Here is a 23801-nt window from a genome sequence, read left to right on the forward strand (position 1 = left end):
GGCGCGTCCACCCGATAACGGTTCCGCAGTAGGTGTGGCGGCCGTTTCCGAAGCAGTCGACAGCCACTGCCCCTCGCGGGGGCGCGCCGAGCGTCAGCGCAGGTGCGTGTTCAGAAATCCCAGCGCATCCGGAAGCGATGCCAGGAACGCGCCGCTGTGGTCCTTGCCGGGGTACTGCTGGACCGTCACTCGTATTCCGGGGTTCAGCTCTTGCAGTTCTTTCCCGTAGTTCTCGGTGTCGGTGGGAGGCACATCGATGTCCGCGGTGCCGTAGCCGATCATGACATCGCTGGTGAACCGATCTTGCGGAAATCCCGTCAAAGCGGCGATGTCCTCGGCGAAGGTGGGCGTCGGCCGGTCGGGGTCGGCGACGAGCGCCGACGGTCGGCGGCCGTCGGCGCGCTCGACCAGATGCGAAAGACATTCGTGGGCGGCTCTTTCCACGAAGTCCTTGCCGAAATCGGACAGGTACGGGGTGACGCTGCCCGGATGCAGTTCCTCCAGCGAAGCCAGGTAGTACGCCGCGTAGGCGATCTGGTTCTTGGAGCCGGTCGAGTCCAGCCGGAACATCTCCGGCAGGCTCTTGCTCGGGTCGGTGCGCAGCCCGGTGGCCACCACTCCGCTCAACCCCGTAGCGGAACCGCCTCGCTCGGCATACAAACTGGCCGCGCTCATCGCCGCGTGCGCTCCCTCGGACTGACCGACCACGACCCATCTGCGTGACAGCGGAATCGGAGTCGTGCGCATCGCCGCGACCGCGTCGATTATCGACATCCCCTCGACGTTCGTGTTGTAGTAGCTGAACTGCCCGCGGGTGCCGAGGCCCTGATAGTCGGGAGCCAGAACCGCGTACCCGTTCTCGAGTATCTGGTCGAAATAGGTGACGTTCCGCTCGGACTGCGGGCGGCGCGACGGCGCGCAGGCATCGCCGATGCCCGCGGTTCCGTGTGCCCACACCACCAGCGGCCATCCTCCCTGCGGCGGCAGGCCAGGGGGCAGATAGAGCGCACCGGATGCCTGCGCTGGTGCGCCGTGCTGATCGGTCGTGGTGTAACTGATCCCGAACGACACCGCGGCTTTGGGGAAAGTCCACGCGGGATCGAGTAGCTCGACCCCGCTCAATTGCCCGGTCGCCGGGCTTTCCGCTGTCGCAGGGGCCACCCCGAGCGTGACCGCGACGCACATGCTTATCGAGGCGGCGACCAGACCGGATCGCCGAAGGAACGATAGGGACATGCCGCATCACCATACCGACGCGCGCCGATGACCAGGCCCTAGCGACACGTGCCACCAGTGGAAATTCTCGAATCCCGCGCCACGGCGGGGCGGCCGAGCGCCTACCCGGTCTCGGCCGACCGCCGCCCCGGCGCCTCGACCACGCCCGGAAACCAGCGATGCATCGTGTAGGCGCCCGCCGCGGCGGTGAGCGCGAGCGCGATGGCCGCTCCGCCGAGCACGGTCACGGCGCTGATCGCGCCGACCGCCACCGGCCCGGCGAACATGCCGATGTCGTGGGTGAGCCGCCAGGCGCCGAGGAACTCCGCCCGCTGCCCATCGGGCGCGACATCCGCACCGACCGTCATGATCAGCCCGTTGCTCATGCCGTTGGCCAGCCCGAGCAGCACCGCGGCGCAACCGAGACCGAGCACCGAGGAAGTGCACGGCAGCACACCGAAACCGGCGGCGAACAGGACCATGGACGGCACGCCGGTCGCCCGCCTGCCGTAGCGATCCAGCCACACGCCCGCCGGATACGACAACAGCACGTCCACCGCGCCCGCCAGGCCGAACACCAAACTGGTGGTCGACGCGCTCACTCCGATGTGCGCGGCCCACAACGGCAGCAGCGCCAGCCGAGCCGCACGCGCGGCCCCGACCAGCAGCGCGGCCAGGCCGAGCGTGCCGAGGGTCCTGCGGTGCTCGACCACGATCGCCGTCAGCGCCTGCCCCGCGCCCGCCTCGCCCGATCCCTCCGGCGATCGGATCGCCGCCATGGCCGCGCCGGACACCACCGTGGTCACCAACTGCAACCACAACGCGCCGTTGGGACCGAGCGAATGCACCACGGCCGCACCGAGGAACGGTCCGCAGAAGAACCCGAGCCGCATCGAACCGGCCAGCGTCGACATCGCGCGGCCGAGGTCGTTCGGGGGCACCACGGCCACCAGATAGGACTGGCGAGCCAGGCCCCACACCGCGCCCGCCGCTCCGTTGAGCAGCATGCCCAGCGCGAGGACGCCGACATTCGGCGCGATGATCGCCGCGAGCACGCCGATCGCACCGAGCACCGAGCCCACCGCCAGCGCACCGCGTTCCCCGATGGTGGCGACGACCCGCCCCGCGGGCAGGTCGGTGAGCACCATGCCCAACCCGGACAGCGCGACGATGATCCCCGCCAGCCCGGCCGACGCGCCCAAGTCCAGCGCGCGCAGCGCGTACATCGGCGCCGCCGCGCCGGACCCGATGCCGTACACCACCATAGGCACGAACACCGTCCAGGTCAGCGACCGCAACCGCACCGCGCCGACGATGTCGCCCGATACGACGGACCGCTCGCTCATCGCATCGCCGATCGATGCCGCGCGGCCGCGCTCCGCCCGATCACATCCAGCCCGAAGCCGCTGCCCGAGGCGAACCGCACAACCTGCGTGGTGGAAGCAACCCGCGACTCGACAGCACGAGACTCGGAACCGGCCGACCACCAGCGCCCGGAGCACACCTGGCGCGCATTGCCCTGGAACCCGACTCGCTTGTTCTGGTCGACCAGCACAGCGTGTGGATCGACGACGCGCACGCTAGCGTGGGCGACCGACTTCGAATGCCCGACCCGTGAGCGGGGCACCGCGTCGGCCGACCCCGCACCGAACGCGCGGGGCCGACCCACCGATGCCGTCCTGTGGCGGACAGCCCCGCGCCCAGGCGGACAGTCGCTTTCGTCGGCGCCGCTCACCGGGCCAGCGCGGGCTGCGGGGCGAAACGGCTGTCGGGGCGGGGCAGGCCGAAGTGGTCGCGCAGGGTGGTGCCGGTGTACTCGGTGCGGAACAGGCCGCGTTCCTGCAGGATCGGCACGACCGTCTCGGCGAAGATCTCCAGTCCGCCCGGGTAGTACGGCGGCATGACGTTGAACCCGTCGGCCGCGCCGTTGCGGAACCATTCCTCGATGGTGTCGGCGACCTGCTCGGGGGTTCCGGCGAACACCCGGTGGCCGCGCGCACCGGCGAGGCGGTGCAGCAGGCCGCGCACGGTCGGCCGTTCGCGCTGCACGATGCCCGCCACGACCTGCAAGCGGCTCTTCCCGTTGTCGGTCACCTCGCCCGCCGCGTCGAACAAATCGACCGGGATCGGCTCGTCCAGCCGCAGGTGCCGCAGGCTGATCCCGACGATGCCCTCCAACTGGGCCAGGCCGTATTCCGGCACGGTGAGCTCGTTGAACTCCTGCTCCAATTTCTTGGCCGCCGCCTCGGTGTCGGCGATGAACGGGCTGATCCCCGGCAGGATCTTGATGTGCTCGGGGTCACGGCCGAAGCCACGGGCCCGCTCCTTGATGTCGGCGTAGAACGCCTGGGCGTCGCTGAGCCGCTGATGCGCGGTGAAGATCGCCTCGGCGTACTTGCCCGCGAACGCCCGCCCGTCGTTCGACGCGCCCGCCTGCACCAGCACCGGGTGGCCCTGCGGCGTGCGCGGCGCGTTGAACGGTCCACGCACCCGCAGGTATTCGCCCGCGAAGTCGATCTGGTGGATTTTCTCCGGGTCGGCGTACACGCCGGATGCCTGGTCCAGGACGATGGCGTCGTCCTCCCAGCTGTCCCACAGCGCCACCACGGCGTCGACGAATTCCCGCGCACGGGCGTACCGTTCGGCGTGGTCGGGATGCTTGTCCAGACCGAAGTTCGCCGCGGCGAGATCGGTACCGGTGGTGACGATGTTCCAGCCCGCCCGGCCGCGGGAGATGTGGTCCAGCGTGGAGAACAGCCTGGCCAGGTTGTAGGGCTCGTAGTACGTGGTCGACGCGGTGGCGATGAGGCCGAGATTCGTCGTCGCGGTGGCGATCGCGGTGAGCAGGGTGATCGGTTCCAGGCCGGAGGTCGCGTTGTGCTTCACGTTGTCGCGCAGTGCGGGTCCGTCGGCGAAGAACACCGCGTCCAGTTTCGCCGCTTCGGCGGTGCGTCCGATCTCCTGGTAGTAGGCGACGTCGTAGATCCGTTCGGGGCTGCTCCACGGATGCCGCCAGGCCGCCTCGTGGTGGCCGGAGGGGTAGATGAAGGCGTTGAGGCTGAGTTGGCGCGGTGCGGTCATGAGGCTTTCTTCTCGTCGGTGGGCGTGTCGACGACGTCGACGCCCAGGCTGGCCAGCAGCAGGGAGCGGTGCCGCAGGAAGGCGGGATCGCCGTGGCGGCGGGGGCGTTCCAGGTCGATGCGCTGGTCCACCGCGATGCGCCCGTCGTCGAGCACCAGGACACGGTCGGCCAGCAGCACCGCCTCGTCCACATCGTGGGTGACCAGCAGCACGGCGGGCCGGTGCTTGGCGCACAGGTCCTGCAGCAGTGCGTGCATCTTGATCCGGGTCAGCGCGTCCAGCGCGCCGAACGGTTCGTCCGCCAGCAGCAGCTCGGGTTCGCGCACCAGCGAACGCGCCAGGGCGACACGCTGTTGCTCACCACCGGAAAGCTCCTTGGGCCATGCCTTCTCCCGGCCCGCGAGCCCGACCTCGGCCAGCGCCGCGCGGCCGCGACCGGCGGCGTCCGTACCGCCGAGACCGAGGGTCACGTTGTCGAGCACCCGCACCCAGGGCAGCAACCGGGAGTCCTGGAACACCACCGAACGCTCGGTGGGCACGCTCAATTCACCGGAACCGGGCACGTCGTAGTCCAATTCGGCGAGCGCTCGTAGCAGCGTGCTCTTGCCCGAACCGCTGCGGCCGAGCAGCGCGACGAACTCGCCGCGCGCGATGTCGATGTCGAGATCGCGCAGCACCACCCGGTCGCCGAAGCCACGGCGCAGCCGCCGGGCGCGGACGACGTTCAGTCCCCGAGTGTCTGCCGCCATGACAGCGCCTTCCTTTCCACCGCGCGCACCAAGAGGTCGCCGAACAGGCCGAGCAGGCCGTAGATCACCAGGCCGACCACGATGATGTCGATCTGGCCGTAGGTGCGGGCCTGGGTCATCAGGTAACCGATGCCGCTGGTGGCGTTGACCTGTTCCACCACGACCAGCGCCAGCCAGGAGATGGTGACGGCCAGCCGCAGGCCGGTGAAGAAGCCGGGCAGCGATCCCGGCAGCGCGATCCGGCGGACGAATCCCCAGCGCGACAGGCCGACGGTCTGGGCGAGTTCCACATACCTGGCGTCGACGCTGCGCAGGTGCGCGTGCGTATTCAGGTAGATCGGGATCGCCACGCTGGTGGTGATCACCACCAGCTTCATTTCCTCGCCGATGCCGAACCACACGATGAACAGCGGGATCAGCGCGAGCGTGGGAATGGCGCGTTTGATCTGGATCGGCCCGTCCACCAAGGCTTCACCGACGCGGCTCAGCCCGGCCAGCAGCGCCAGCACCAGGCCGATCGCGACACCGAGCCCGAGCCCGATCACGGCGCGCCGCACCGAGGTCAGCAGATTGCTCTGTAAGCGGCCGTCGGCGAGCAGGTCACCGGCGGTCTCGGCGACCGTCCACGGCGCGGGCAGGGTCTCCGGATCCAAAGCGCCGGTGGCCGAACCGGCCACCCAGGCGGCGATCAGCAACGCCGGCCCCACCGCGATGCCGAACGGGATGGGGCGGCCCGGGCCGAGGCGCGGCCGGGCCGGTTTGCGTTTCGCCAGTATCGGTTCCGCCGTGGAGCGGCCGAGGCCGAAGCGGCGCAGCACCGCGGCGTCGAGGGTCGCCATCAGCGTGCCTTCGGTTCGAACGACGCGCCGCTCTCGGTGACCGCTTGCGTGATCGCGGCGTCGAAGCGCAGGTCGAAGCCGTCGGACGCCCGCACCTTCTTGGGCAGTTCGCCCGCCTTGGCGATGGCGTCGATGGTGGCCTGCTGCCGGTCGACCAGCTGCTGGTCCAGATGCGGGAAGACGTAGGCGCCCAGCGAGTCCACGATGCGCTTGGCGTCGTCGGCGCTCACCTTCTGGTTGTCCACGTAGTAGCGGCGCGCCCAGTCCTCCGGGTGGGTGTTGGCCCACTGGTAGGCGCGGACGAACGCGCCGACCAGCGCCCGGGTGGCGGCCGCCTTCGCCGGGTCCCGCACGACGGCGCGGCGGGCGTACAGATAGGCGAGACCGCCGTAGAGGCCCGTGGTCTCGGAGTCGGGGACCAGCGAGGTGCCCGGCGTGCGCAGGAACCGGGTGACGTTCGGCTCGATCAGCGGCGCGACGTCGACCTGGCCGGTGCGCACGGCATCGAGGAACTCGGCCAGTTGCAGCCGGACCAGCTGCACGTCGGAGGTGGTGAGCCCGGCCTTGTCGATGGCGCGCAGTACCGCGGCCTGTTGTGCCGTGCCCTCCGCGTAGGCGATCTTCTTGCCCTTCAGATCCGCGAGCTTCGTCACGGACTTGCCCGGCGCCACCGCGAGTTTCAATGCGGTGGTGCTGGTCTGGTAGGACGCGATGATCGGGACGTCCTGCCCAGCCACCAAGGCGTGGATCGGCGGGACGTCGCCGACCTGGGCGACATCGGCGGCGCCCGCCCGGAACGCCTCCAGGATGGCGGGACCGCCGACGAAGTTGGCGAACTCCACCTTGAACGGAAGCTTGTCGAGCTCGCCGGAGATGCGCAGCACCGATTGCAGGCGCTCGGACTGGTCGGCGACCACGAGGGTGGTGCCAGCGGGAACCTCGGTCGGCAGTGGTCCGTCGGCGGTGGGACCGACCGGCTTGTCGTCCTTCGCGCAGCCGGTGAGTCCGAGGGTCGCAACGGTCGCCACGGCGAGCAATGCGGCGGTCGCGCGGCCACGGAGGCCGGACCGGAACGTACTTGGTCGGAACATAAGGCGAATTAGAACAAGACGAAACCGGCGCGAAAACGGTTTGTCTCAGCCTGGTTCGAACCCTCAGCGGGGCGGCGCGGCCACCGTCGTCGACCGGACCTGCTGCTGGTAGCGCTGCACGAACGGCAGAATCTGCTGCTCGATCACCGTGTTGTATTCCCGGGGCCGCTGCATCGGATTCGCGTGCCCGGTGTTTCGCGCCAGCACCACCAGCAGCGTGCCGTCCACCCCGCCGGACCGCTCGATCAGCACCCGGTGGGAGTACTCGACGTCGACCACGCGGTCGGCGCTCGCGTCGCGCGGCCGGATGAAGACGATGGCGGGCCGTGGCTTGTCGGCCACGGGCTGGGCGAGGGCGCGCAGGTCGTCCGTCGCGCCACCGGCCACGATGGCGGTGAACTGGGACTCGATCAGACCGTTGCTCGCCGCGTCGCGGGAGACGATCTTCTCCCGCATCACTTCCGCCAGCACCTGGCCCAGTTGGCCGAACCGGATGCCGGGCAGCCCGTCGCCCCGGTAGACGAAACGGTCCCGGCGAGCGTAGGTCTCCACGACCAGCCGGAGCATGCGGCTTTCCCGCGCACCGGGCAGCCAGCCCATCCACCGCAGCATGTCCTCACCGCGCCCGCGACTCTCCGGACGGACCGCGTCCAGGTCGACCGGCGTGCAGTCCAGGATCACCCCGACCAGTCTGCGGTCGCTGTCACGGTGGATGTGCTCGGCGACCTCCAGTGCGATCACGCCGCCCATGCTGTGGCCGACGAGCACGACGTTGCGCAGGCCCGACAGTTCGGCGGCGCGCACGACGAGGTCGGCGATCACCTTGGTGTCGATACCTTGATTGTCGTAGCGGATCGCCCACACCATGCCCATCCTGCGCAGAGCGGGCAGCGCGGCGGCGGTGTCACTGGCGTCGAGCCCGCCGAGCCCGACCAGATCCACCACGACGGTGTCCCAGTTCTGCGGGTCCACCGGCGGGGCGACGGGCAGGATGGCGGGCTCGGTGCGCGCCAGTCGCGCCTGTTCCGGCGCGACGTCGTACGTCCAGTACTGTGCGAACACCACGAGTCCGGCCAGCAGCAGTGCGGCCACCCGAAGCAGCGTCACCCTGGTGCGGCGCAACGTCTTCCACCCGTGCCCCAGGCTCGTGTCCCGCAGCCGAGCTCGGCGTCGCGCGTCGTCCCAGTCGGAGACGGTGGACGGGTGCCTCTCGTCCATCGGCGACATCCATCCCACTGTAGGCACGGGTGCGGGCGGTCGCCATGAGCCCGCTATCGTTCAGCGTGCCGCCGCGGCCGTGGCCGAGAGTTTGCCCAGCGAACTACACCAGCCGATTTCGTCGTCCTCAGGCGCGTTTCCGCTCGAAATTCCGTGACATACCGGCTAGTAGCCGATAGTTCGCCCGCCGATCACCGCCAGTCGTCGGTCTCGAATTCGATGATCTGCGCCACGTAGCACTTTCGCGTCGCGGAAACGCCATCGATCAGCGGAAAGGCGACCAGGCGGGCTCGAACCACCCCGGGGCGGCGGCGGTGAATCGCGCACGCTCCCAGCCGCCCGCGCCTTGCGGCACCGAGCCAACCAGGTCGACGCCGGTGACGCGGGGCAGGTCGGTGCGATTGCATTCGGCGGCGAGATCCGGTTCGGCGGGCCAGGAGCCGATCACCAGGCCCTGGCACCGCACACCCGCCGATTGCAATGCGCGGGTGGTCAGTTCGCTGTGGTTGAGCGTCCCCAGCCCGGCCGCGGTGACCAGCAGGACGGGCGCGCCGAGTTTTTGGGCGAGGTCGAGCAGGGTGAAATCGCCTAGGCGCACCAGCAATCCGCCCGCGCCTTCGACCAGGACGAGGTCGGCGTCCGTCAGAGAGTCGACGGCGGCGGCGGTTTCGGCGAGCGTCAGCTCCGGCAGCCCGGCTCGGCGGGCGGCGGTGTCGGGCGCGAGCGGGTCCGGGTAGCGGGCGAGTTCGAGCGTGCGGGTGACGCCGGACAACCGCTGGATCTCCGCGAGGTCGCCGGGTTCGCCGACCTCGACACCGGTCTGGCCCGGCTTGCACACCGCCACCGAACGGCCGTTCGCCATCGCCGCAGCGGCGACGGCCGCGGTGACGACGGTCTTGCCGACATCGGTGGATGTTCCGGTGATCAGCAGGACGGTCATGCCGGCACCGCCTCTCGCGCCTGCGCCAGCACCTCGCCGAGCACGGTCGCGATGGAGTCGAGTTCGGCCGGTGTGAGATTCGCCCGCGCGGTCAAGCGCAGTCGCGACGTGCCTTCCGGAACCGTCGGCGGACGGAAGCAGCCCACGTCCAGCCCGCGCGCCCGGCACGCCCGCGCGGCGTCGACGGCGACTTGCGCCGGACCGAGTACGACCGGCACCACCGCCGAAGGCGGCGCGGGCACACCGGCGATCCGGCCGATGTCCGCGGCGCGGGCCAGCACCCGCTCGGCCAGCTCCGGCTGCGCGCGCAGCACCCGCAACGCGGCCCGCGCGGCGCCGACGGCGGCGGGCGCGAGACCGGTGTCGAAGATGAACGTGCGCGCGGCGTCGATCAGGTGGGCGCGTACCCGGCCACTGCTCAGCACCACACCGCCCTGCGCGGCAAGGGATTTCGACAGCGTCGCGGTGATCACCAGATCCGGCGCCCCCGCCAGGCCCGACTCGTGCGCCAACCCGCGCCCGCCCGCCCCGCGCACACCGATGCCGTGTGCCTCGTCCACCACGAGCACCGCCCCGTTTGCCCTGGTCACCCGGTGCAGTTCGGTCAACGGCGCGAGATCGCCGTCGGCGCTGAACACCGAATCCGTGAGCACGAGCGCACGTTCCTCGACGCGCTCCGACAGCAGCCGGTCCACGGCCGCGACGTCGCGATGCGGCGCGATCTCCACCCGGGCGCGGGAGAGCCTGCACGCGTCCACCAGCGAGGCGTGGCTGCCCGCGTCGGAGATCACCAGCGAACCGCGCCCGGCCAGCGCGGTCACCGCGCCGAGGTTGGCCGCGTATCCGGAGGCGAATACGAGTCCCGCTTCGGCGCCGACGAATTCGGCCAACTCGGTCTCCAGCAGTTCGTGCTCGGTGGTGGTGCCGGTGACCAGCCGCGATCCGGTCGACCCCGCACCCCAGCGGCGCACCGCCTCGATCGCGCCTTCGATCACCTCGGGGTGGCGCACCAGGCCGAGATAGTCGTTGGATGCGAGATCGATCGACGGCGCCTGCGGGCCGCGCGGGCGCAGCTCACGGCGCAGTCCCGCGGCCACGCGCGAGGAAGCGCGTTCGTCCAACCAGCTCAACGGATCGGTAGTCACAGCTCCGCAGCATACTTGAACACCGTTCAGGGCACTCGCCCACAGGTCCGCTGGTACCGTTGAGCCCATCGTTGGTGGTGTCACCGGCCCGCGGTGACAAGCTGCACCGGGAGGTACACGGCCGGATGCCGCGGTGGGCGATAGTCGTCGAGGAAACAACGGGCTCGGGCGATCACAAGCGCTGGTCACCCCGAATCCTGACGGAAGTGGTCGGCACGCGCGCACAGGCGCTGGCGAAACTGGCCGGCGTGCTGCCCACCTACACCCCGGAGCATCCCAAGCTGCGCGGTCGCCGCGTCGTGCTCCGCGACGGTGACACCTATCTACTGATGGTGCGCGGCTGGTCGGACGACTACCACTGCATCTTCCGGGTGTGGGAGATGCTGTCCGACAGCGATCGTCCCGAGCTCGCCGACGGCCGCCATAGTTCGTCCGATCGGCTCACGGACCAGTGAACCAGTTCGGCGTATCCAGCCGGAACACCTCGCCGGGCGTCAGCGAGCGCAGATCGCGCTCCAGTTCGGCCAGCCGATCCGCGCCGAGCAGTTCCGCCCAGCGATCGTGGATCCGGTCGAACGTTCGCGCCGATCGGGCCAGCACGTCCTCGGCGCGTTCGGTGAGCGTGTAGACCTTGCGCCGCGCGTCGGACGGATCGTGCCCGCGGCGAAGGTAGCCCAGCCGCTCCAACGCCTCGATGTGCTTGCCCGCGGCCTGTTTCGACACGCCGAGCGCGCGCCCGAGGTCGGCGGCCGTGCAACCGTGCGGCCCGCCCGCGCGGCCGATCGCCTGGAAGACGAAGCCGTGCATCGGCCGCAACTCGGCGTGACCGTGCCCGGCCAGATCCGCGTGCACCTCGTCGATCACGATCCGGAAGCCGAGCAGCATGCGCAGCGGCAACTCGTAACCACCCGCGTCACTTGACATGATGGACAACCTCGTTGACTATATGGACAACCGTGTTGTCTATTCTAGAGGTGGTAACCAGATGACCGTCATCCGGCACTCCGACACCCGCCGCACCGAAACCCCTGGCGGCGTCATGACCACGCTCGCCTCCCCCACCCAGGGCGGCTCCGGACTCGCGTTGTGGCGGGTCGAGGTGCCCGCCGACACCGCGGGACCGCTGCACTTCATCGACGCCGAGCAGATCTGGACCGTCCTCGCCGGACGGCTCGACGTCGCGCTCGACGGCACGGAACTCACCGTGGCCGAGGGGGATACGGTGATCCTCCCGCCGAACGCGCTGCGACAGGTACGCACCGGCGACGGCTTCACCGCCATCGTCACCGCGCCCGCGGGAGCGCGCGCAGGCACACCGGACGGCGACGGCACCATCGTCCCGCCCTGGATCGCCTGACCGGTCACCGACCGATCTGCGCGGCGACCGCGGCGCGCATCCCGGCGGTGATCGTGGCGATGTCGCCGGACGTGCTGATGAACGGCGGCATTGTGTAGACGAGGTTGCGGAACGGACGCAGCCACACGCCGGCCGCCACCGCAGCGTCGGTCGCGGCGCGCATGTCGACCGGGTGGTCCAGCTCGATCACACCGATCGCACCGAGCACACGCGCCTCGACCACGCCCGGCAGCTCGCGCACCGGGGCCAGGCCCGCAGCCAGCTCCGCTTCGATCCGGGTCACCTCGCCGCGCCAGTCGCGTGAGCGCAGCAATTCGATCGACGCCACGGCGACCGCGCAGGCCAGCGGGTTGCCCATGAACGTGGGGCCGTGCATGAGCCCGCCGTGCGCCGCACTGATCGTCTCGGCGATCCGCGTGGTGCACAGCGCGGCGGCCAGGGTGAGGTAACCGCCGGTCAGCGCCTTGCCCACGCACATCACATCCGGGCTCACCCCGGCCAGGTCGGCCGCGAAAAGCGTTCCGGTGCGGCCGAATCCGGTCGCGATCTCGTCGAAGACGAGCAGTACCCCGTGCTCGTCGCACAACCGGCGCAGGTCGGCGAGATAGCCGGGGTGATGCCAGCGCATCCCGCCCGCCCCTTGGACGATCGGCTCCACGATGACCGCCGCGAGTTCGCCCGCGTGCGCGGCGATCATGCGCTCCAGTTCCGCCGCGTATTCCGGGTGGTACTCACTCGGCGGCACCGGCGCGAACAGCTGATTCGCCAGGATGTCGGTCCACAGCGAGTGCATGCCGCCCTCGGGATCGCACACGCTCATCGGCGTGAAGGTGTCGCCGTGGTAGCCGCCGCGCCAGGTGAGCAGCCGCCGCTTCTCCGGCTTGCCCAGCGAACGCCAGTACTGCAGGCACATCTTCACGGCGACCTCGACCGACACCGAGCCCGAGTCGCACAGGAACACCTTGTCCAGCCCGGCCGGTGTCGATTCGACCAGCAACTCGGCCAGCCGGGCCGCCGGCTCGTGGGTGAGCCCGCCGAACATCACATGACTCATCCGCCGCGACTGGTCGACCAGCGCGGCGTCGAGCACCGGGTGCTGGTAACCGTGGATGGCGGCCCACCAGGAACTCATGCCGTCGACCAACTCGCGTCCGTCGGCCAGGGTCAGCCTGGTCCCCGCGGCGGCGGCCACCACCAGCGGTTCGGTCGTCGCGGGGAAGCCGCCGTAGGGATGCCAGACGTGCTCGGCGTCGAGGGCGGTGATCTGGTCGGGGGTCAGTGCCACAGGAATCCTCGCGTCACGGCCCGGGTCTCCCCCGGGCGGCTTGAACACCGTTCAAGTTAGCAGCCGAGCAGGCCGGGCCCGCAAGGGTGGGCCGAGTTCGGCCGTTTCCGTACCCGGTGGCGGCGCGGCGGAATATTCTTTGACAAAGTCAAAGATTGGAGCCGCCGTGACCGCTGCCGCCCCCGCCGACATCGCCGCCGTCCGCGAGTTCAACCGCCACTACACGCGCGTGATCGGCGTGCTGCGCGAGGGACTGCACGACAGCCGCTACTCCCTCACCGAGGCCCGGGTCCTGTTCGAGCTGGCCGCCTCCGACGCCACCGAAGTGGTCGCGCTCCGGCACGCCTTGGACCTCGACGCGGGCTACCTCAGCCGCATTCTGGCCCGGTTCGAACAGTCCGGCCTGGTGCGGCGCAACCGCTCCGGCAGCGACGGCCGCCGCCAAGAGGTCCGGCTGACCGACCGGGGCAGGGAGATCTTCGCGACGCTCGATCGGCGCTCCATTGACGAAGTGGGCGCGCTGCTCGACGCGCAGCCGCAAGCGACCCGTGCGCGCCTGATCACGGCGATGCGAACCATCCAGCAGATTTTGGACCGGCCCGCCGACGCACCTGCTTTCTCGCTGCGACGCCCGGGCTCCGGCGATTACGGCTGGGTGATCCAGCGTCATGCGGAGCTCTACGCGAACGAATACGGTTGGGACGCGACCTACGAGGAACTGATCGTGCGCATCGTGGCCGACTACCTGACTTTCCGCGACGAGCAGCGCGAGCGCGCCTGGATCGCGGAATCCGACGGCCGCCCGGTGGGCAGCGTCTTCTGCGTTCGCGAGGACGACACCACCGCGCGCCTGCGGTTGCTCCTGGTCGAGCCGACCGCCCGCGGTCTCGGCGTCGGCTCGGCGCTGGTGGACGAATGCCTGCGCTTCGCCACGGCGGCGGGCTACCGGGAGATCGTGCTGTGGACCAACGACGTGCTCACCGCCGCGCGGCGCGTCTACCAGCGCGCGGGATTCGAACTCGTCGACCAGCAGCCGCACCACAGCTGGGGTCACGATCTCATCGGCCAGACCTGGCGGCGGTCGCTCACGCCCGCGAAGTGAGCCGCGCGCCCGCTCACGAGCCGCCAGGTCGCGGGCGCCTCCGCTACGTCGAGCACCACACGGCCCGTCGCTGTCGGTGACCCGCATCGACGGCCCGCGAGCCGCAGCGCCTCGGATGCGTCCGGCGCGGGCTCGCGTCATCGCGACCGCCTCTACCGATGAGCTCGCGACCACCGCCCCCTGCTCGGGGCAAGGCCGACGCGGCGGTGGGTCCGTTCGCCCGCGCTGTGCCGCGAGACTGCGCGGCGTTGCCACAGCGGGCCGCGCTCGGTGCTCGCACCATTCCCCGATGGCGCGAAAAATGCCTCCGACCTCGTTCGATCCGCTCACCCACAACCACCCGCACCGCTGGACGCCCGGCTGACGCTACTGTCGTTGCCATGGCTCAGCCCGACGCAGCGCCCGGTGACGCGGCACCTCTGGGTGTCTGGCCCGGCACCGCCTATCCCCTCGGGGCCACCTACGACGGCGCAGGCACCAATTTCTCGTTGTTCTCCGAGGTTGCCGACGCGGTCGAACTCTGCCTGATCGACGCCGACGGAGCCGAGAACCGGATCGCGCTCGACGAGGTGGACGGGTACGTCTGGCATGCCTACCTGCCCGGAATCGACCCTGGTCAGCGCTATGGATTCCGCGTGCACGGCCCATACGACCCCGACCGCGGGTTGCGCTGCGACCCGAGCAAGTTGCTGCTCGATCCGTACGGCAAGGCTTTCGACGGCGACTTCGACGATCACCCCTCGCTCTACACCCACGGGCTCGACTCGCTCGGCCACACCATGACCGGCGTGGTGATCAACCCGTACTTCGACTGGGGCGCCGACCGGCCGCCCAACCGGCCGTACCACGAGACGGTGATCTACGAGGCGCACGTCAAGGGCATGACGATGACGCATCCCGAGGTGCCGGAGGAATTGCGCGGCACCTATTCCGGCATCGCGCACCCGGCGGTCGTCGACCACCTGAAGGGGTTGGGGGTCACCGCGATCGAACTGATGCCGGTGCACCAGTTCCTGCAGGACCGCGTGCTGCTGGATCAGGGATTGCGAAACTACTGGGGCTACAACAGCTTCGGCTACCTCGCGCCGCACAGCGAGTACGCGACGATGGATCGCGCCGGGTCGGCGGTCACCGAGTTCAAGGCGATGGTGCGCGCGCTGCACGCCGAGGGCATCGAGGTGATCCTCGACGTCGTCTACAACCACACCGCCGAGGGCAACCACCACGGCCCCACGATCGGCTTCCGCGGCATCGACAATGCCGCCTACTACCGCTTGGTCGACGACGATCCGTCGCACTACATGGATTACACGGGCACCGGAAACAGTCTCAACGTGCGCCACCCGCACACCTTGCAGCTGATCATGGACTCCCTGCGCTACTGGATCCTGGAGATGCACGTCGACGGCTTCCGCTTCGATCTGGCCGCGACGCTGGCGCGGGAACTGCACGACGTGGACCGGCTGTCGACGTTCTTCGACCTGGTGCAGCAGGATCCGGTGGTGAGCCAGGTCAAACTCATCGCCGAGCCGTGGGACGTCGGCGAGGGCGGCTACCAGGTGGGCAATTTCCCCGGCCTGTGGACGGAGTGGAACGGCAAGTACCGCGACACCGTGCGGGACTACTGGCGCGGCGAACCGGCGACGCTGGGCGAGTTCGCCTCTCGGCTCACCGGTTCCTCCGACCTGTACGAGGCCACCGGCCGCAGGCCGAGCGCGAGCATCAACTTCGTCACCGCGCACGACGGGTTCACGCTGCGGGATCTGGTGTCCTACAACGAGAAACACAACGAGGCCAACGGCGAGGACAACCGCGACGGCGAGAGCTGGAACCGCTCCTGGAACTGCGGTGTCGAAGGCCCGACCGACGACCAGGACATCCTCGCCCTGCGCGACCGGCAGAGCCGCAACCTGCTGGCCACGCTCATGCTCAGCCAGGGTGTGCCGATGCTGGCGCACGGTGACGAGATGGGCCGCACCCAGCACGGCAACAACAACGTCTACTGCCAGGACTCGCCGCTGTCCTGGATGGACTGGTCACTGCGGGAGAAGAACGCCGATCTGCTGGAGTTCACCCGCGCGGTGGTCGCGTTGCGCACCCGGCACCCCGTCTTCCGGCGCCGCCGCTTCTTCGCGGGCGGCCCGGTCCGTTCGGCGGACAACGCCCGCGACATCGCCTGGCTCACCCCGTCCGGCGAGGAGATGACCGAGGCGGACTGGGACAGCGGATTCGGCAAGTCGCTGGCGGTCTACCTCAACGGCGAGGCGATCCCGGAGCCGGGCCCGCGGGGCGAGCGGATCACCGACGACTCGTTCCTGTTGTGTTTCAACGCTCACGACGCGGCTATCGACTTCGTGCTACCGAGCACCGTCGACGGCGCGGAATGGTCGGTGGCGCTGGATTGCTCGACCCCGACCGGCCTGACCGACGCCGGGTACCCCGGCGGCGCGGCCGTCACCGTCGAAGCTCGCTGTCTCCTCGTCCTCCGCCAGGCCGCCTGACCCGAATGCCGATGAACGCACCCGATCTCACCGAGACGCACGTGACCGACCCGGTGTCCCTCCGACGCAGGCCCGCTCGCCAGACGACGATTCGCAGCGCCTACCGGCTACAGCTACGACCGGACGCACTGACCTTCGCCGAGGCCCGCGCCATCGCGGAATACCTTCAGCAGCTGGGCATCTCGCACCTGTACCTGTCGCCGATCATGACCGCGGCACACGGCTCGACGCACGGTTACGACGTCACCGACCCGACCGCGGTCTCCGCCGCCCTCGGCGGGCCGACCGGGCTCAAGGCACTCGCCGACGAGGTGCGCAGCCGCGGCATGGGACTGATCGTCGACCTGGTGCCCAATCACGTCGGCGTCGCCGATCCGCGACAGAACGCCTGGTGGTGGGACGTGCTGCGGAACGGCAAGGAGTCGCGGTTCGCGCCGTATTTCGACATCGACTGGAGCCCCGGCAACGGCGCGGGCGGCAGGCTGGCGCTGCCGGTGTTGCAGAGCGAGAACGACCCGGCCGCCTTGACCGTGGACCGCACCGGCGCCGAGCCGATGCTCGCGCTGCACGATCTGCGTTTCCCGATCGCTCCCGGCACCGACGGCGACAACGCCCTGCGCATCCACGACAAACAGCACTACCGGTTGGTGAGCTGGAAGGCCGGGCTGTGCACCTATCGGCGTTTCTTCGCGGTGAGCAGCCTGGCCGCGATCCGTCAGGAGAATCCGGAGGTCTTCGAGCTCACCCACCGCGAGCTCGCCGCGTGGTGCGAGCACGACCTGATCGACGGCGTGCGGGTCGACCATCCGGACGGTCTGGCCGATCCCGCCGGTTACCTCACCCGGCTGCGCAGGGTGATCGGCCCGCACCGGCTGTTGCTGGTGGAGAAGATCCTGGCCAACCGCGAACCGCTGGACGCGACGCTGCCCATCGACGGCACCACCGGCTACGAGGCGCTGGCCGACTTCGGCGGCGTGCTGATCGATCCGCGCGGGGAGCACGCGCTCACCGAACTCTCGCGCCGGGTGGCCGGGCACGGCAGTGACCGGGCTTGGATCGGCGAGACCGAGCACCGGATCAAGCGCGCGGTCGCGGAAACCATTCTGACGCCGGAGGTCCGGCGGCTGGTGGCCGCGATCAAACAGGACGCGAACGCCGAGAGTTTCGACACCATGGCGCTGACCAACGCCACCATCGAGGTGCTGGCGTTCATGCCGGTCTACCGAGCCGACTACGCGCCGCTGTCCGGGATGACGGGCGCGGTGATCGCCGAGGTGGAGAAGCGCAACAGCGAACTCACCGCGCCGCTGGCGGTCCTGGTCGCGGCGCTGGCCGCCGACGGGGCGGCGGCGATGCGCTTCAGCCAGGTCTGCGGCGCGGTGACCGCGAAGGCGGTCGAGGACACCATGTTCTATCAGGCCGCCCGGCTGGTCTCGTTGCAGGAGGTCGGCGGCAACCCGGCGCGCTTCGGCCACTCGCTCAACGAGTTCCACCTGTCCAACAGCCAGCGCGCGCAACGCTGGCCCGCCACTCTGACGACGCTGTCCACGCACGACACCAAGCGCGGCGAGGACGTGCGCGCCCGCATCGGCGTGCTGTCCCAGGCCGCGGAGACCTGGGCGCGCAACGTCGACTCCTGGCTGGAGACCGCCCCCGCGCCGGACGGTGCGACGGCGTTGTTCCTGCTGCAGAACATGTTCGGGGTGTGGCCCGCGGACGGGCGACCGGCCGCATCGGTGCCCGGCCTGCGTGAGCGTGTGCACGCGTTCGCCGAGAAGGCGATGCGGGAGGCGAACAGCAAGACCTCCTGGGAGGAGCCGGACGCCGAGTTCGAGGCCGCGGTGCACGCGTGGCTGGACGCGGTGATCGATGGCCCGGTGGGTTCCGAACTCGGCGATCTGGTGCACGAACTGGCCCCGCACGCCTGGTCGGACGCCTTGTCGCAGAAGCTCTTACAGCTGTGCGGGCCGGGCATCCCGGACGTCTACCAGGGTTGCGAGCTGTGGGAGGACTCCCTCGTCGACCCGGACAACCGCAGGCCGGTGGACTTCGCCGCCCGTGCGGGCATGCTGCAATCGCTCACCGGCACGCCCGCGCTGGACACCACCGGCGCGGCGAAGATGTGGATCGTCGCCTACGCGCTGTGGTTGCGCCGCGAACGTCCCGAGTGCTTCGTCGGCGGCACGTACCGGCCGCTGTTCGCCACCGGCGACCACGCGTCCAAGGTGGTGTCCTATGCCCGCGGCCGCGCGGGCGAGGCCCCCGAGGTCATCGTCGCCGCCACCCGACACAGCGTGAGCCTGGCCGAGACCGGCTGGAACGACACGTTCATCGACCTACCCGCGGGCAGCTGGACCGACCGGCTGACCGGCCACACCTTCCAAGGCCGGGCGAGGCTGGAGAAGATGTTCGCCAGGCTGCCGGTCGCGCTGCTGGTGCGCTGACGGCACGACCGCGCCCGCGTGCTCGAGTTTCTTGGAGAACACCCCGCGGATCTGCTCGAAAGCCGCCTCTGGGATCACACCGCCCAGTTCTTCGCGCCAGCGCCGCAGATTCGCGGGATGGTAGTCCAGCGCGTCCTGAGCGCTCGCGGACAACCGCACGCCCTGATCGGTGGGCATGGACATCCGGCGCCAGGAATCCCAGTGGAACCGGCGACTGCGCGGGTTGCGCAGCGTCCGCACCACGTTCAGGACGCGGTAGCCGATGCTCAGGGAATCGTGCAGCCGCATGTGGTCGCCGTTGGTGTGGTCGCAGCGCTTCGACAGCGCCGCCAGCCGGTCCCGGTCGAAGGCCAGCCCGACCGACTCCGCCTCGCGGACCATCCACTGCAGCGTGATGTCGGACAGGCCGCATTCGGTGTAGCCGCCACCGATGTCGCTGTGCACGCCGGGGAACCACACCTGCTTGACCCGCTCGAAGCCGCGCCGGTACTTCACCGTCGGTTCGACCGGCACCTCCCACACGGCCGGTTCGAAGTTGCGCCGCCGCTCGTCGATGGCCAGCGCCTGGCGGGCGCAGTGCACGTGCCGGGAGAGTTTGACGTCGTGGAAGCGGTGCCGCAGGGAGGTGATGCCGGGGACGCCGAGCGCGCCGACGGTGTCGAACACGCCGAGGAAATCGATCTTCGCCCTGTGGCAATACTTCCGGCGGAATTCCTGCCACTGCTCGGGCTCGGCCGGATCGGGGTTGTCCCGCGTCGGCGCGGGCGGTCGCTGCCGATAGATGTTCAGGGCGTCGGGGTACTTGCCTTCGATCATCGCTTCGGGGGTCATGATCCCGATACGGTTGATCAGGCCGGCCAGGCTGCGGGCGGTGAAGGCACCGCGACTGAAGCCGAAGATGTAGATCTCGTCGCCCTTCTCCCAGTTCAGGGCCAGATGCCAGTAGGCGGACGACAGGTTCGCCTCGAGTCCGAGTCCGAAGGCACCGCCCATCAGGCGATCGCTGAGGAATCCGCGGGCACCCGGGCCGGAGACATAGGTGACCCACTGCTGGATCGTCTCCCCCGCCGGTCCGGGCGCATCGAACCGGATCGTCTGCGCGATCTTGACTATGTTCGAAACCGTGCCGCTCGACTCGGCCTTCCACGTGCCGTCGCAACACACAACCAGACGTTTCATGCGCTGATCCTCCCGCCGGCATCCCACCGAAACCCGCGTATTCGACTACTCGAATTCATCGCGTGGGACAGGGAAGCGTTAATGCGGGGCGCGCTACGACGTGCCGTCGGGCCCTTCGCCGAGACCCGCGACCGCCATGCCGATCAGCCACCGCGCCGCGCCGAGCGCTGCTGCGACGAGTACCGCGAGTTGCAGCGATCCGGTGATCATGGCCAGGACGAGGCAGCTCACCAAGCCGACGACCAGTGCATCGAGCTTGTATACCGGCCACGCGCTACCCGCGATGTCGATCGTGGTGCCGCGCGCCGAGGAGTGAACGACCGCCATCTCCTCAGGGTAGTCGCAACAATGAGTTCGGGCCAGCGAACTTTTTGTCGCCGGGAACACAAGTAGTCGCCGCGGTGTTGCCGCTGACATGCCACTGACAGGTGAATACGAACCGAGTACGTCCGACTGGGCCCGCGAGCAGGCCGAGAAGTACGAGAAGTCCGGCGGCACCGAGGGCGCGACCTTGCAAGGTGTGCCGATCATCCTGCTCACCACCAAAGGGGCCAAGACCGGCAAGCTGCGCAAGACCCCGCTGATGCGGGTGGAACACGACGGCGAGTACGCCGTGGTCGCCTCGCTGGGCGGCTCGCCGAAGCATCCCGTCTGGTACCACAACATCAAGGCCGAACCGCACGTCGAACTGCGCGACGGTACGGTCAACAAGGACTACACCGCCCGCGAGGTCTTCGGCGACGAGAAGGCGCGGTGGTGGGAGCGGGCGGTCCAGGTGTGGCCGGATTACGCGAACTACCAGACCAAGACCGATCGTCAGATCCCCGTCTTCGTCCTCACCCCGCAGTAGCTTCTCCGCAGGTAGTCAGCGTGTCACCGCCACCCGCCGCAGCTCGCCGGCGCGGCGGGTGGCAGCATATTCGGGGTGTCCGATCCGCTTGATGTCCTCGACGCACTGACCGCTTCTCGTCCCGCGCTCACCGCGGACGAGATCGATGCTGCCGCCAAGCGAATTGCCGACGTCATTGATCCGACCCCGCTGCAGCGCAGCGAGCGGCTGTCCAAGCTGACCGGGGCGAACGTCTATCTGAAGCGCGAAGACCTCAGCGCGGTCCGCTCCTACAAGCTGCGCGGCGCCTACAACCTCGTCGTCCAGCTGACCGAGCGGGAACGCGCCGCCGGCGTGGTCGCGGCCAGCGCGGGCAACCACGCGCAGGGCGTCGCGTTCGCCTGCCAGGCGATGGGGATCAAGGGCCGCATCTACGTGCCGACCACGACGCCGAAGCAGAAGCGTGACCGCATCCGGGTGCACGGCGGGGAGTTCGTCGAGCTCATCGCGGTCGGCGAGACCTACGACGCCGCCGCAGCGGCCGCCGCCGCCGACGTGGAGCGCACCGGCGCGACCATGGTGCCGCCGTTCGACGACACCCGCACCGCGGCCGGTCAGGGCACCATCGCCGCGGAGATCCTGGAACAGCTCCCCGCCACCCCTGACCTGGTGATCGTGCCGGTGGGCGGCGGCGGCTGCCTGGCGGGCATCGGCACCTACCTGCGCGCCCGATCCCCGCGCACCGCCATCCTCGGCGTGGAGCCCGCCGGCGCGGCCTCGATGACCGCGGCTCTGGTGGCGGGCGGTCCGGTCACGCTGCCGGAGATCGATCCGTTCGTGGACGGCGCCGCGGTGCGCCGGGTGGGCGCCGTGCCGTACGCGGCGGTGTCCGGATTCGGCGGCCGCGTGGTCTCGCACGCCTCGCTGCCGCTGCTGACCACCACCGAATCCCCCAGGGGCGCGGGCACTTTCCAGATGATGCAGGTCGACGAAGGCGCGATCTGCACGACCATGCTCGACCTGTACCAGAGCGAGGGCATCATCGCCGAGCCCGCGGGCGCGCTCACCACGACGGCGCTGGCGGAGATCACCGTGGAGCCGGGCTCCACGGTGGTGTGCCTGGTGTCCGGCGGCAACAACGACGTGTCCCGCTACGGCGAGATCATCGAGCGCTCGCTCGTGCACAGGGGGCTCAAGCACTACTTCCTGGTGGACTTCCCGCAGGAACCCGGCGCGCTGCGCCGCTTCCTCAACGAGGTGCTCGGCCCGGAAGACGACATCACACTGTTCGAGTATGTCAAGCGCAACAACCGGGAGACGGGCGCGGCGCTGGTCGGCATCGAACTGGGCGCGCCGGACGGGCTTGCACCGCTGCTGGAACGGATGCATCACTCCCCGATCCAGTGCGAGCGCCTCGAGCCCGATTCACCGGCCTACCGCTACCTGACCTGAGCCCGACTCCGGCGGTCAGGCGGCCTCAGCGTCTGACCGACCGGTATCCGACGTGTCACACCGCTTGGACCGCAGCCTTGGGCCTCCACGCAGACCGGATCCGACGTGTCAGGCGGCCTTGGGCGTCTGCGCAGCCGGGATCCGGCGGCGGGACGAACGCAGGCAGTTCAGCATGAGCGGCAGCAACCAGAACGCCGCCGACTGGTCGTAGCTGAGCTGCGCGACGGAGAGCCGGTTGTGCACGAAGCCGACCGACAGGCCCAGCCGGGGTTCGGCCCAGCCGAACGAGCCGCCGAGGCCGATGTGCCCGAACCCGGCGTGGGCGCCCGGCATCGGCAGCGAGTGGTAACCCAGACGCCACATCATCGGCAGGTAGAACAGCGCGCGATCGGGCTGGTAGGTCTCGACGCGGCGCAGCGCCTTCATGGTGCGGCGGCCGAGGTACCTGTGGTCGGCCACGGTGCCGTCGCCCGCGAGCGCGCCGTACATCGTGGCGAGTGCGGGCGCGGTGGCCACACCGTTGCCCGCACCGAGTTCGGTGTCCAGGATCGGCGGGCTGACGCCCTCGAGGATGGCTTCCAGACCGGGCAGGAACAGGCAGCGGGTGGCGGCCCCCAACGCGCCGGGAATCCGGTGGCTACGGCCGAGAACCGCGGCGCCGAGCGGCTTTCCGAGCGCACTCAGCTGGGTGCCCGCCAGCGGGGCGTAGGTGATCGGCGCACCGGCGGGCGGCCTGCCCAGGTGGAGACCTTCGATGCCGAGCGGCTCGGCGACCTCGGTGCGGATCAGCTCGGCCAAGCCGGTGCCGGTGATCGCGCGCGTCAAGCCGCCGACCAGCCAGCCGAATGTGAGCGCGTGGTAGGTGGGCACACCGAGCAGACGGTCGGGCTTGGCCGCGGCCAGGCGCTGTTCCATGAGTTCGTGGTCCAGCACGTCGGCCAGGCCGCCGGTGGCGATCGGGGCCAGCGCGGACAGTCCCGCCCGGTGGGTGAGCAGATGACGAATGGTGATCTTGTGCTTGCCGTTGACGCCGAACTCCGGCCAGTACTCAGCGACCGGAGCGGAGTAATCGAGCAACCCGCGGTCGGCGAGACGGTGCACGACGGTGGCCGCGATCCCCTTGGTGGCCGAGAAGATGATCGTGCCGGTGTCCCTGGTCCACGGAACGTCACCGCCGGAGCCGACCCAGATGTCCACCAGCGGCTCTCCGTGCCGGTGCAGCGTGAACGCCGCCCCCGCGCCCCGGCGATTGCCGAACGCCCGTGCGAAAGCGCGCACGAACGGTGCGAATTCGGCGGCAGCGCTGCCACCCATCCCCGGGGGAAGAACCGCAAAGTCCCCGGAAGCGACGTTGCTCATCTCTCCACGGTAATG

21 protein-coding genes are annotated in these 23801 nt (G+C 69.8%); 7 read left to right on the forward strand and 14 right to left on the reverse strand.

Annotated elements, in window-relative coordinates:
* Nucleotides 1-93: 93 nt before the first annotated feature.
* The 9 genes from ACWEH3_RS15010 to ACWEH3_RS15050 all read right to left on the reverse strand — a co-directional run bounded on the left by ACWEH3_RS15010 (nucleotide 94) and on the right by ACWEH3_RS15050 (nucleotide 10278).
* Nucleotides 94-1236, reverse strand: a complete 1143-nt coding sequence (locus tag ACWEH3_RS15010; protein ID WP_450016123.1) for an alpha/beta hydrolase family protein — start codon at nucleotides 1234-1236, stop codon at nucleotides 94-96.
* 101 nt (nucleotides 1237-1337) lie between these two features.
* Entirely contained in the window at nucleotides 1338-2561 is a 1224-nt protein-coding gene (locus ACWEH3_RS15015) for an MFS transporter (protein WP_450016121.1), read from the reverse strand.
* A 385-nt stretch (nucleotides 2562-2946) separates the two neighbouring features.
* Nucleotides 2947-4296: an LLM class flavin-dependent oxidoreductase gene (locus ACWEH3_RS15020; RefSeq protein ID WP_450016119.1), complete on the reverse strand. Its 1350-nt coding sequence runs from the start codon at nucleotides 4294-4296 to the stop codon at nucleotides 2947-2949.
* Entirely contained in the window at nucleotides 4293-5045 is a 753-nt protein-coding gene (locus tag ACWEH3_RS15025; RefSeq protein ID WP_450016117.1) for an ABC transporter ATP-binding protein, read from the reverse strand. Before ACWEH3_RS15025 ends, ACWEH3_RS15020 begins: the two co-directional genes overlap by 4 nt.
* Nucleotides 5021-5884 (reverse strand): ABC transporter permease, encoded by an 864-nt coding sequence (locus tag ACWEH3_RS15030; RefSeq protein WP_450016115.1) that lies wholly within the window; start codon nucleotides 5882-5884, stop codon nucleotides 5021-5023. The genes ACWEH3_RS15025 and ACWEH3_RS15030 overlap by 25 nt, the downstream gene beginning before the upstream one ends.
* Nucleotides 5884-6975 carry an ABC transporter substrate-binding protein gene (locus ACWEH3_RS15035; protein WP_450016113.1) on the reverse strand — a complete coding sequence of 364 codons (1092 nt, stop codon included), beginning with the start codon at nucleotides 6973-6975 and terminating at the stop codon, nucleotides 5884-5886. The genes ACWEH3_RS15030 and ACWEH3_RS15035 overlap by 1 nt, the downstream gene beginning before the upstream one ends.
* A gap of 63 nt (nucleotides 6976-7038) precedes the next feature.
* Nucleotides 7039-8202, reverse strand: coding sequence for an alpha/beta fold hydrolase (locus tag ACWEH3_RS15040; protein WP_450016111.1), 1164 nt, complete (start codon nucleotides 8200-8202; stop codon nucleotides 7039-7041).
* A gap of 256 nt (nucleotides 8203-8458) precedes the next feature.
* Nucleotides 8459-9133, reverse strand: a complete 675-nt coding sequence (gene bioD, locus ACWEH3_RS15045; RefSeq protein WP_450016109.1) for a dethiobiotin synthase — start codon at nucleotides 9131-9133, stop codon at nucleotides 8459-8461.
* On the reverse strand, nucleotides 9130-10278 hold the full coding sequence (locus tag ACWEH3_RS15050) for an 8-amino-7-oxononanoate synthase (RefSeq protein WP_450016107.1): 1149 nt from the start codon (nucleotides 10276-10278) through the stop codon (nucleotides 9130-9132). The genes bioD and ACWEH3_RS15050 overlap by 4 nt, the downstream gene beginning before the upstream one ends.
* A 59-nt stretch (nucleotides 10279-10337) precedes the next feature.
* On the opposite strand from ACWEH3_RS15050, the gene ACWEH3_RS15055 reads away from it, so the two are divergent.
* A complete protein-coding gene (locus tag ACWEH3_RS15055; RefSeq protein ID WP_450016105.1) occupies nucleotides 10338-10733 on the forward strand; it encodes a hypothetical protein in 396 nt (131 codons plus the stop codon).
* On the opposite strand, the gene ACWEH3_RS15060 is transcribed toward ACWEH3_RS15055, so the two are convergent.
* Nucleotides 10720-11202: a MarR family winged helix-turn-helix transcriptional regulator gene (locus ACWEH3_RS15060; protein WP_450016103.1), complete on the reverse strand. Its 483-nt coding sequence runs from the start codon at nucleotides 11200-11202 to the stop codon at nucleotides 10720-10722. The genes ACWEH3_RS15055 and ACWEH3_RS15060 overlap by 14 nt on opposite strands.
* A 61-nt stretch (nucleotides 11203-11263) precedes the next feature.
* Here ACWEH3_RS15060 and ACWEH3_RS15065 point away from each other — a divergent pair, with 61 nt between their 5' ends.
* A complete protein-coding gene (locus tag ACWEH3_RS15065) occupies nucleotides 11264-11635 on the forward strand; it encodes a cupin domain-containing protein (RefSeq protein ID WP_450016102.1) in 372 nt (123 codons plus the stop codon).
* A gap of 4 nt (nucleotides 11636-11639) precedes the next feature.
* On the opposite strand, the gene ACWEH3_RS15070 is transcribed toward ACWEH3_RS15065, so the two are convergent.
* Nucleotides 11640-12920, reverse strand: coding sequence for an adenosylmethionine--8-amino-7-oxononanoate transaminase (locus tag ACWEH3_RS15070; RefSeq protein WP_450016100.1), 1281 nt, complete (start codon nucleotides 12918-12920; stop codon nucleotides 11640-11642).
* A gap of 166 nt (nucleotides 12921-13086) precedes the next feature.
* Between ACWEH3_RS15070 and ACWEH3_RS15075 the strand changes: the two genes are divergently transcribed.
* The 3 genes from ACWEH3_RS15075 (at nucleotide 13087) to treY (ending at nucleotide 18967) form a co-directional block, all read left to right on the forward strand.
* Nucleotides 13087-14022 carry a bifunctional helix-turn-helix transcriptional regulator/GNAT family N-acetyltransferase gene (locus tag ACWEH3_RS15075; RefSeq protein WP_450016098.1) on the forward strand — a complete coding sequence of 312 codons (936 nt, stop codon included), beginning with the start codon at nucleotides 13087-13089 and terminating at the stop codon, nucleotides 14020-14022.
* A gap of 380 nt (nucleotides 14023-14402) precedes the next feature.
* Entirely contained in the window at nucleotides 14403-16523 is a 2121-nt protein-coding gene (gene glgX / locus ACWEH3_RS15080; protein WP_450016096.1) for a glycogen debranching protein GlgX, read from the forward strand.
* Nucleotides 16524-16534: 11 nt separating this feature from the next.
* On the forward strand, nucleotides 16535-18967 hold the full coding sequence (treY, locus tag ACWEH3_RS15085; protein ID WP_450016094.1) for a malto-oligosyltrehalose synthase: 2433 nt from the start codon (nucleotides 16535-16537) through the stop codon (nucleotides 18965-18967).
* Here treY and ACWEH3_RS15090 read toward each other — a convergent pair.
* The gene (locus ACWEH3_RS15090) at nucleotides 18860-20146 is read right to left on the reverse strand and encodes a DUF2235 domain-containing protein (RefSeq protein WP_450016092.1); all 1287 of its coding nucleotides are present in this window, start codon (nucleotides 20144-20146) and stop codon (nucleotides 18860-18862) included. The genes treY and ACWEH3_RS15090 overlap by 108 nt on opposite strands.
* A gap of 93 nt (nucleotides 20147-20239) precedes the next feature.
* Nucleotides 20240-20473 carry a hypothetical protein gene (locus ACWEH3_RS15095; protein WP_450016090.1) on the reverse strand — a complete coding sequence of 78 codons (234 nt, stop codon included), beginning with the start codon at nucleotides 20471-20473 and terminating at the stop codon, nucleotides 20240-20242.
* Between the two features lie 88 nt (nucleotides 20474-20561).
* Between ACWEH3_RS15095 and ACWEH3_RS15100 the strand changes: the two genes are divergently transcribed.
* Both ACWEH3_RS15100 and ilvA read left to right on the forward strand, forming a co-directional pair.
* A complete protein-coding gene (locus ACWEH3_RS15100; protein WP_450016088.1) occupies nucleotides 20562-20996 on the forward strand; it encodes a nitroreductase family deazaflavin-dependent oxidoreductase in 435 nt (144 codons plus the stop codon).
* Nucleotides 20997-21071: 75 nt separating this feature from the next.
* Entirely contained in the window at nucleotides 21072-22427 is a 1356-nt protein-coding gene (gene ilvA, locus ACWEH3_RS15105; RefSeq protein WP_450016086.1) for a threonine ammonia-lyase IlvA, read from the forward strand.
* Between the two features lie 108 nt (nucleotides 22428-22535).
* Here the strand turns inward: ilvA and ACWEH3_RS15110 are convergent, their stop codons facing one another.
* Nucleotides 22536-23786 carry a serine hydrolase domain-containing protein gene (locus ACWEH3_RS15110; protein ID WP_450016084.1) on the reverse strand — a complete coding sequence of 417 codons (1251 nt, stop codon included), beginning with the start codon at nucleotides 23784-23786 and terminating at the stop codon, nucleotides 22536-22538.
* Between the last annotated feature and the right edge of the window lie 15 nt (nucleotides 23787-23801).

Source organism: Nocardia sp. NPDC004718 (genome assembly GCF_053601535.1).

Coding starts and splice junctions, on each gene's coding strand:
- ACWEH3_RS15100 (WP_450016088.1), top strand. CDS start 20,562: ATGCCACTGACAGGTGAATACGAACCGAGTACGTCCGACTGGGCCCGC.
- bioD (WP_450016109.1), bottom strand. CDS start 9,133: ATGACCGTCCTGCTGATCACCGGAACATCCACCGATGTCGGCAAGACC.
- ACWEH3_RS15010 (WP_450016123.1), bottom strand. CDS start 1,236: ATGTCCCTATCGTTCCTTCGGCGATCCGGTCTGGTCGCCGCCTCGATA.
- ACWEH3_RS15015 (WP_450016121.1), bottom strand. CDS start 2,561: ATGAGCGAGCGGTCCGTCGTATCGGGCGACATCGTCGGCGCGGTGCGG.
- ACWEH3_RS15040 (WP_450016111.1), bottom strand. CDS start 8,202: ATGTCGCCGATGGACGAGAGGCACCCGTCCACCGTCTCCGACTGGGAC.
- ACWEH3_RS15020 (WP_450016119.1), bottom strand. CDS start 4,296: ATGACCGCACCGCGCCAACTCAGCCTCAACGCCTTCATCTACCCCTCC.
- ACWEH3_RS15065 (WP_450016102.1), top strand. CDS start 11,264: ATGACCGTCATCCGGCACTCCGACACCCGCCGCACCGAAACCCCTGGC.
- treY (WP_450016094.1), top strand. CDS start 16,535: ATGAACGCACCCGATCTCACCGAGACGCACGTGACCGACCCGGTGTCC.
- glgX (WP_450016096.1), top strand. CDS start 14,403: ATGGCTCAGCCCGACGCAGCGCCCGGTGACGCGGCACCTCTGGGTGTC.
- ACWEH3_RS15090 (WP_450016092.1), bottom strand. CDS start 20,146: ATGAAACGTCTGGTTGTGTGTTGCGACGGCACGTGGAAGGCCGAGTCG.
- ACWEH3_RS15110 (WP_450016084.1), bottom strand. CDS start 23,786: ATGAGCAACGTCGCTTCCGGGGACTTTGCGGTTCTTCCCCCGGGGATG.
- ACWEH3_RS15035 (WP_450016113.1), bottom strand. CDS start 6,975: ATGTTCCGACCAAGTACGTTCCGGTCCGGCCTCCGTGGCCGCGCGACC.
- ACWEH3_RS15025 (WP_450016117.1), bottom strand. CDS start 5,045: ATGGCGGCAGACACTCGGGGACTGAACGTCGTCCGCGCCCGGCGGCTG.
- ACWEH3_RS15095 (WP_450016090.1), bottom strand. CDS start 20,473: ATGGCGGTCGTTCACTCCTCGGCGCGCGGCACCACGATCGACATCGCG.
- ACWEH3_RS15060 (WP_450016103.1), bottom strand. CDS start 11,202: ATGTCAAGTGACGCGGGTGGTTACGAGTTGCCGCTGCGCATGCTGCTC.
- ACWEH3_RS15030 (WP_450016115.1), bottom strand. CDS start 5,884: ATGGCGACCCTCGACGCCGCGGTGCTGCGCCGCTTCGGCCTCGGCCGC.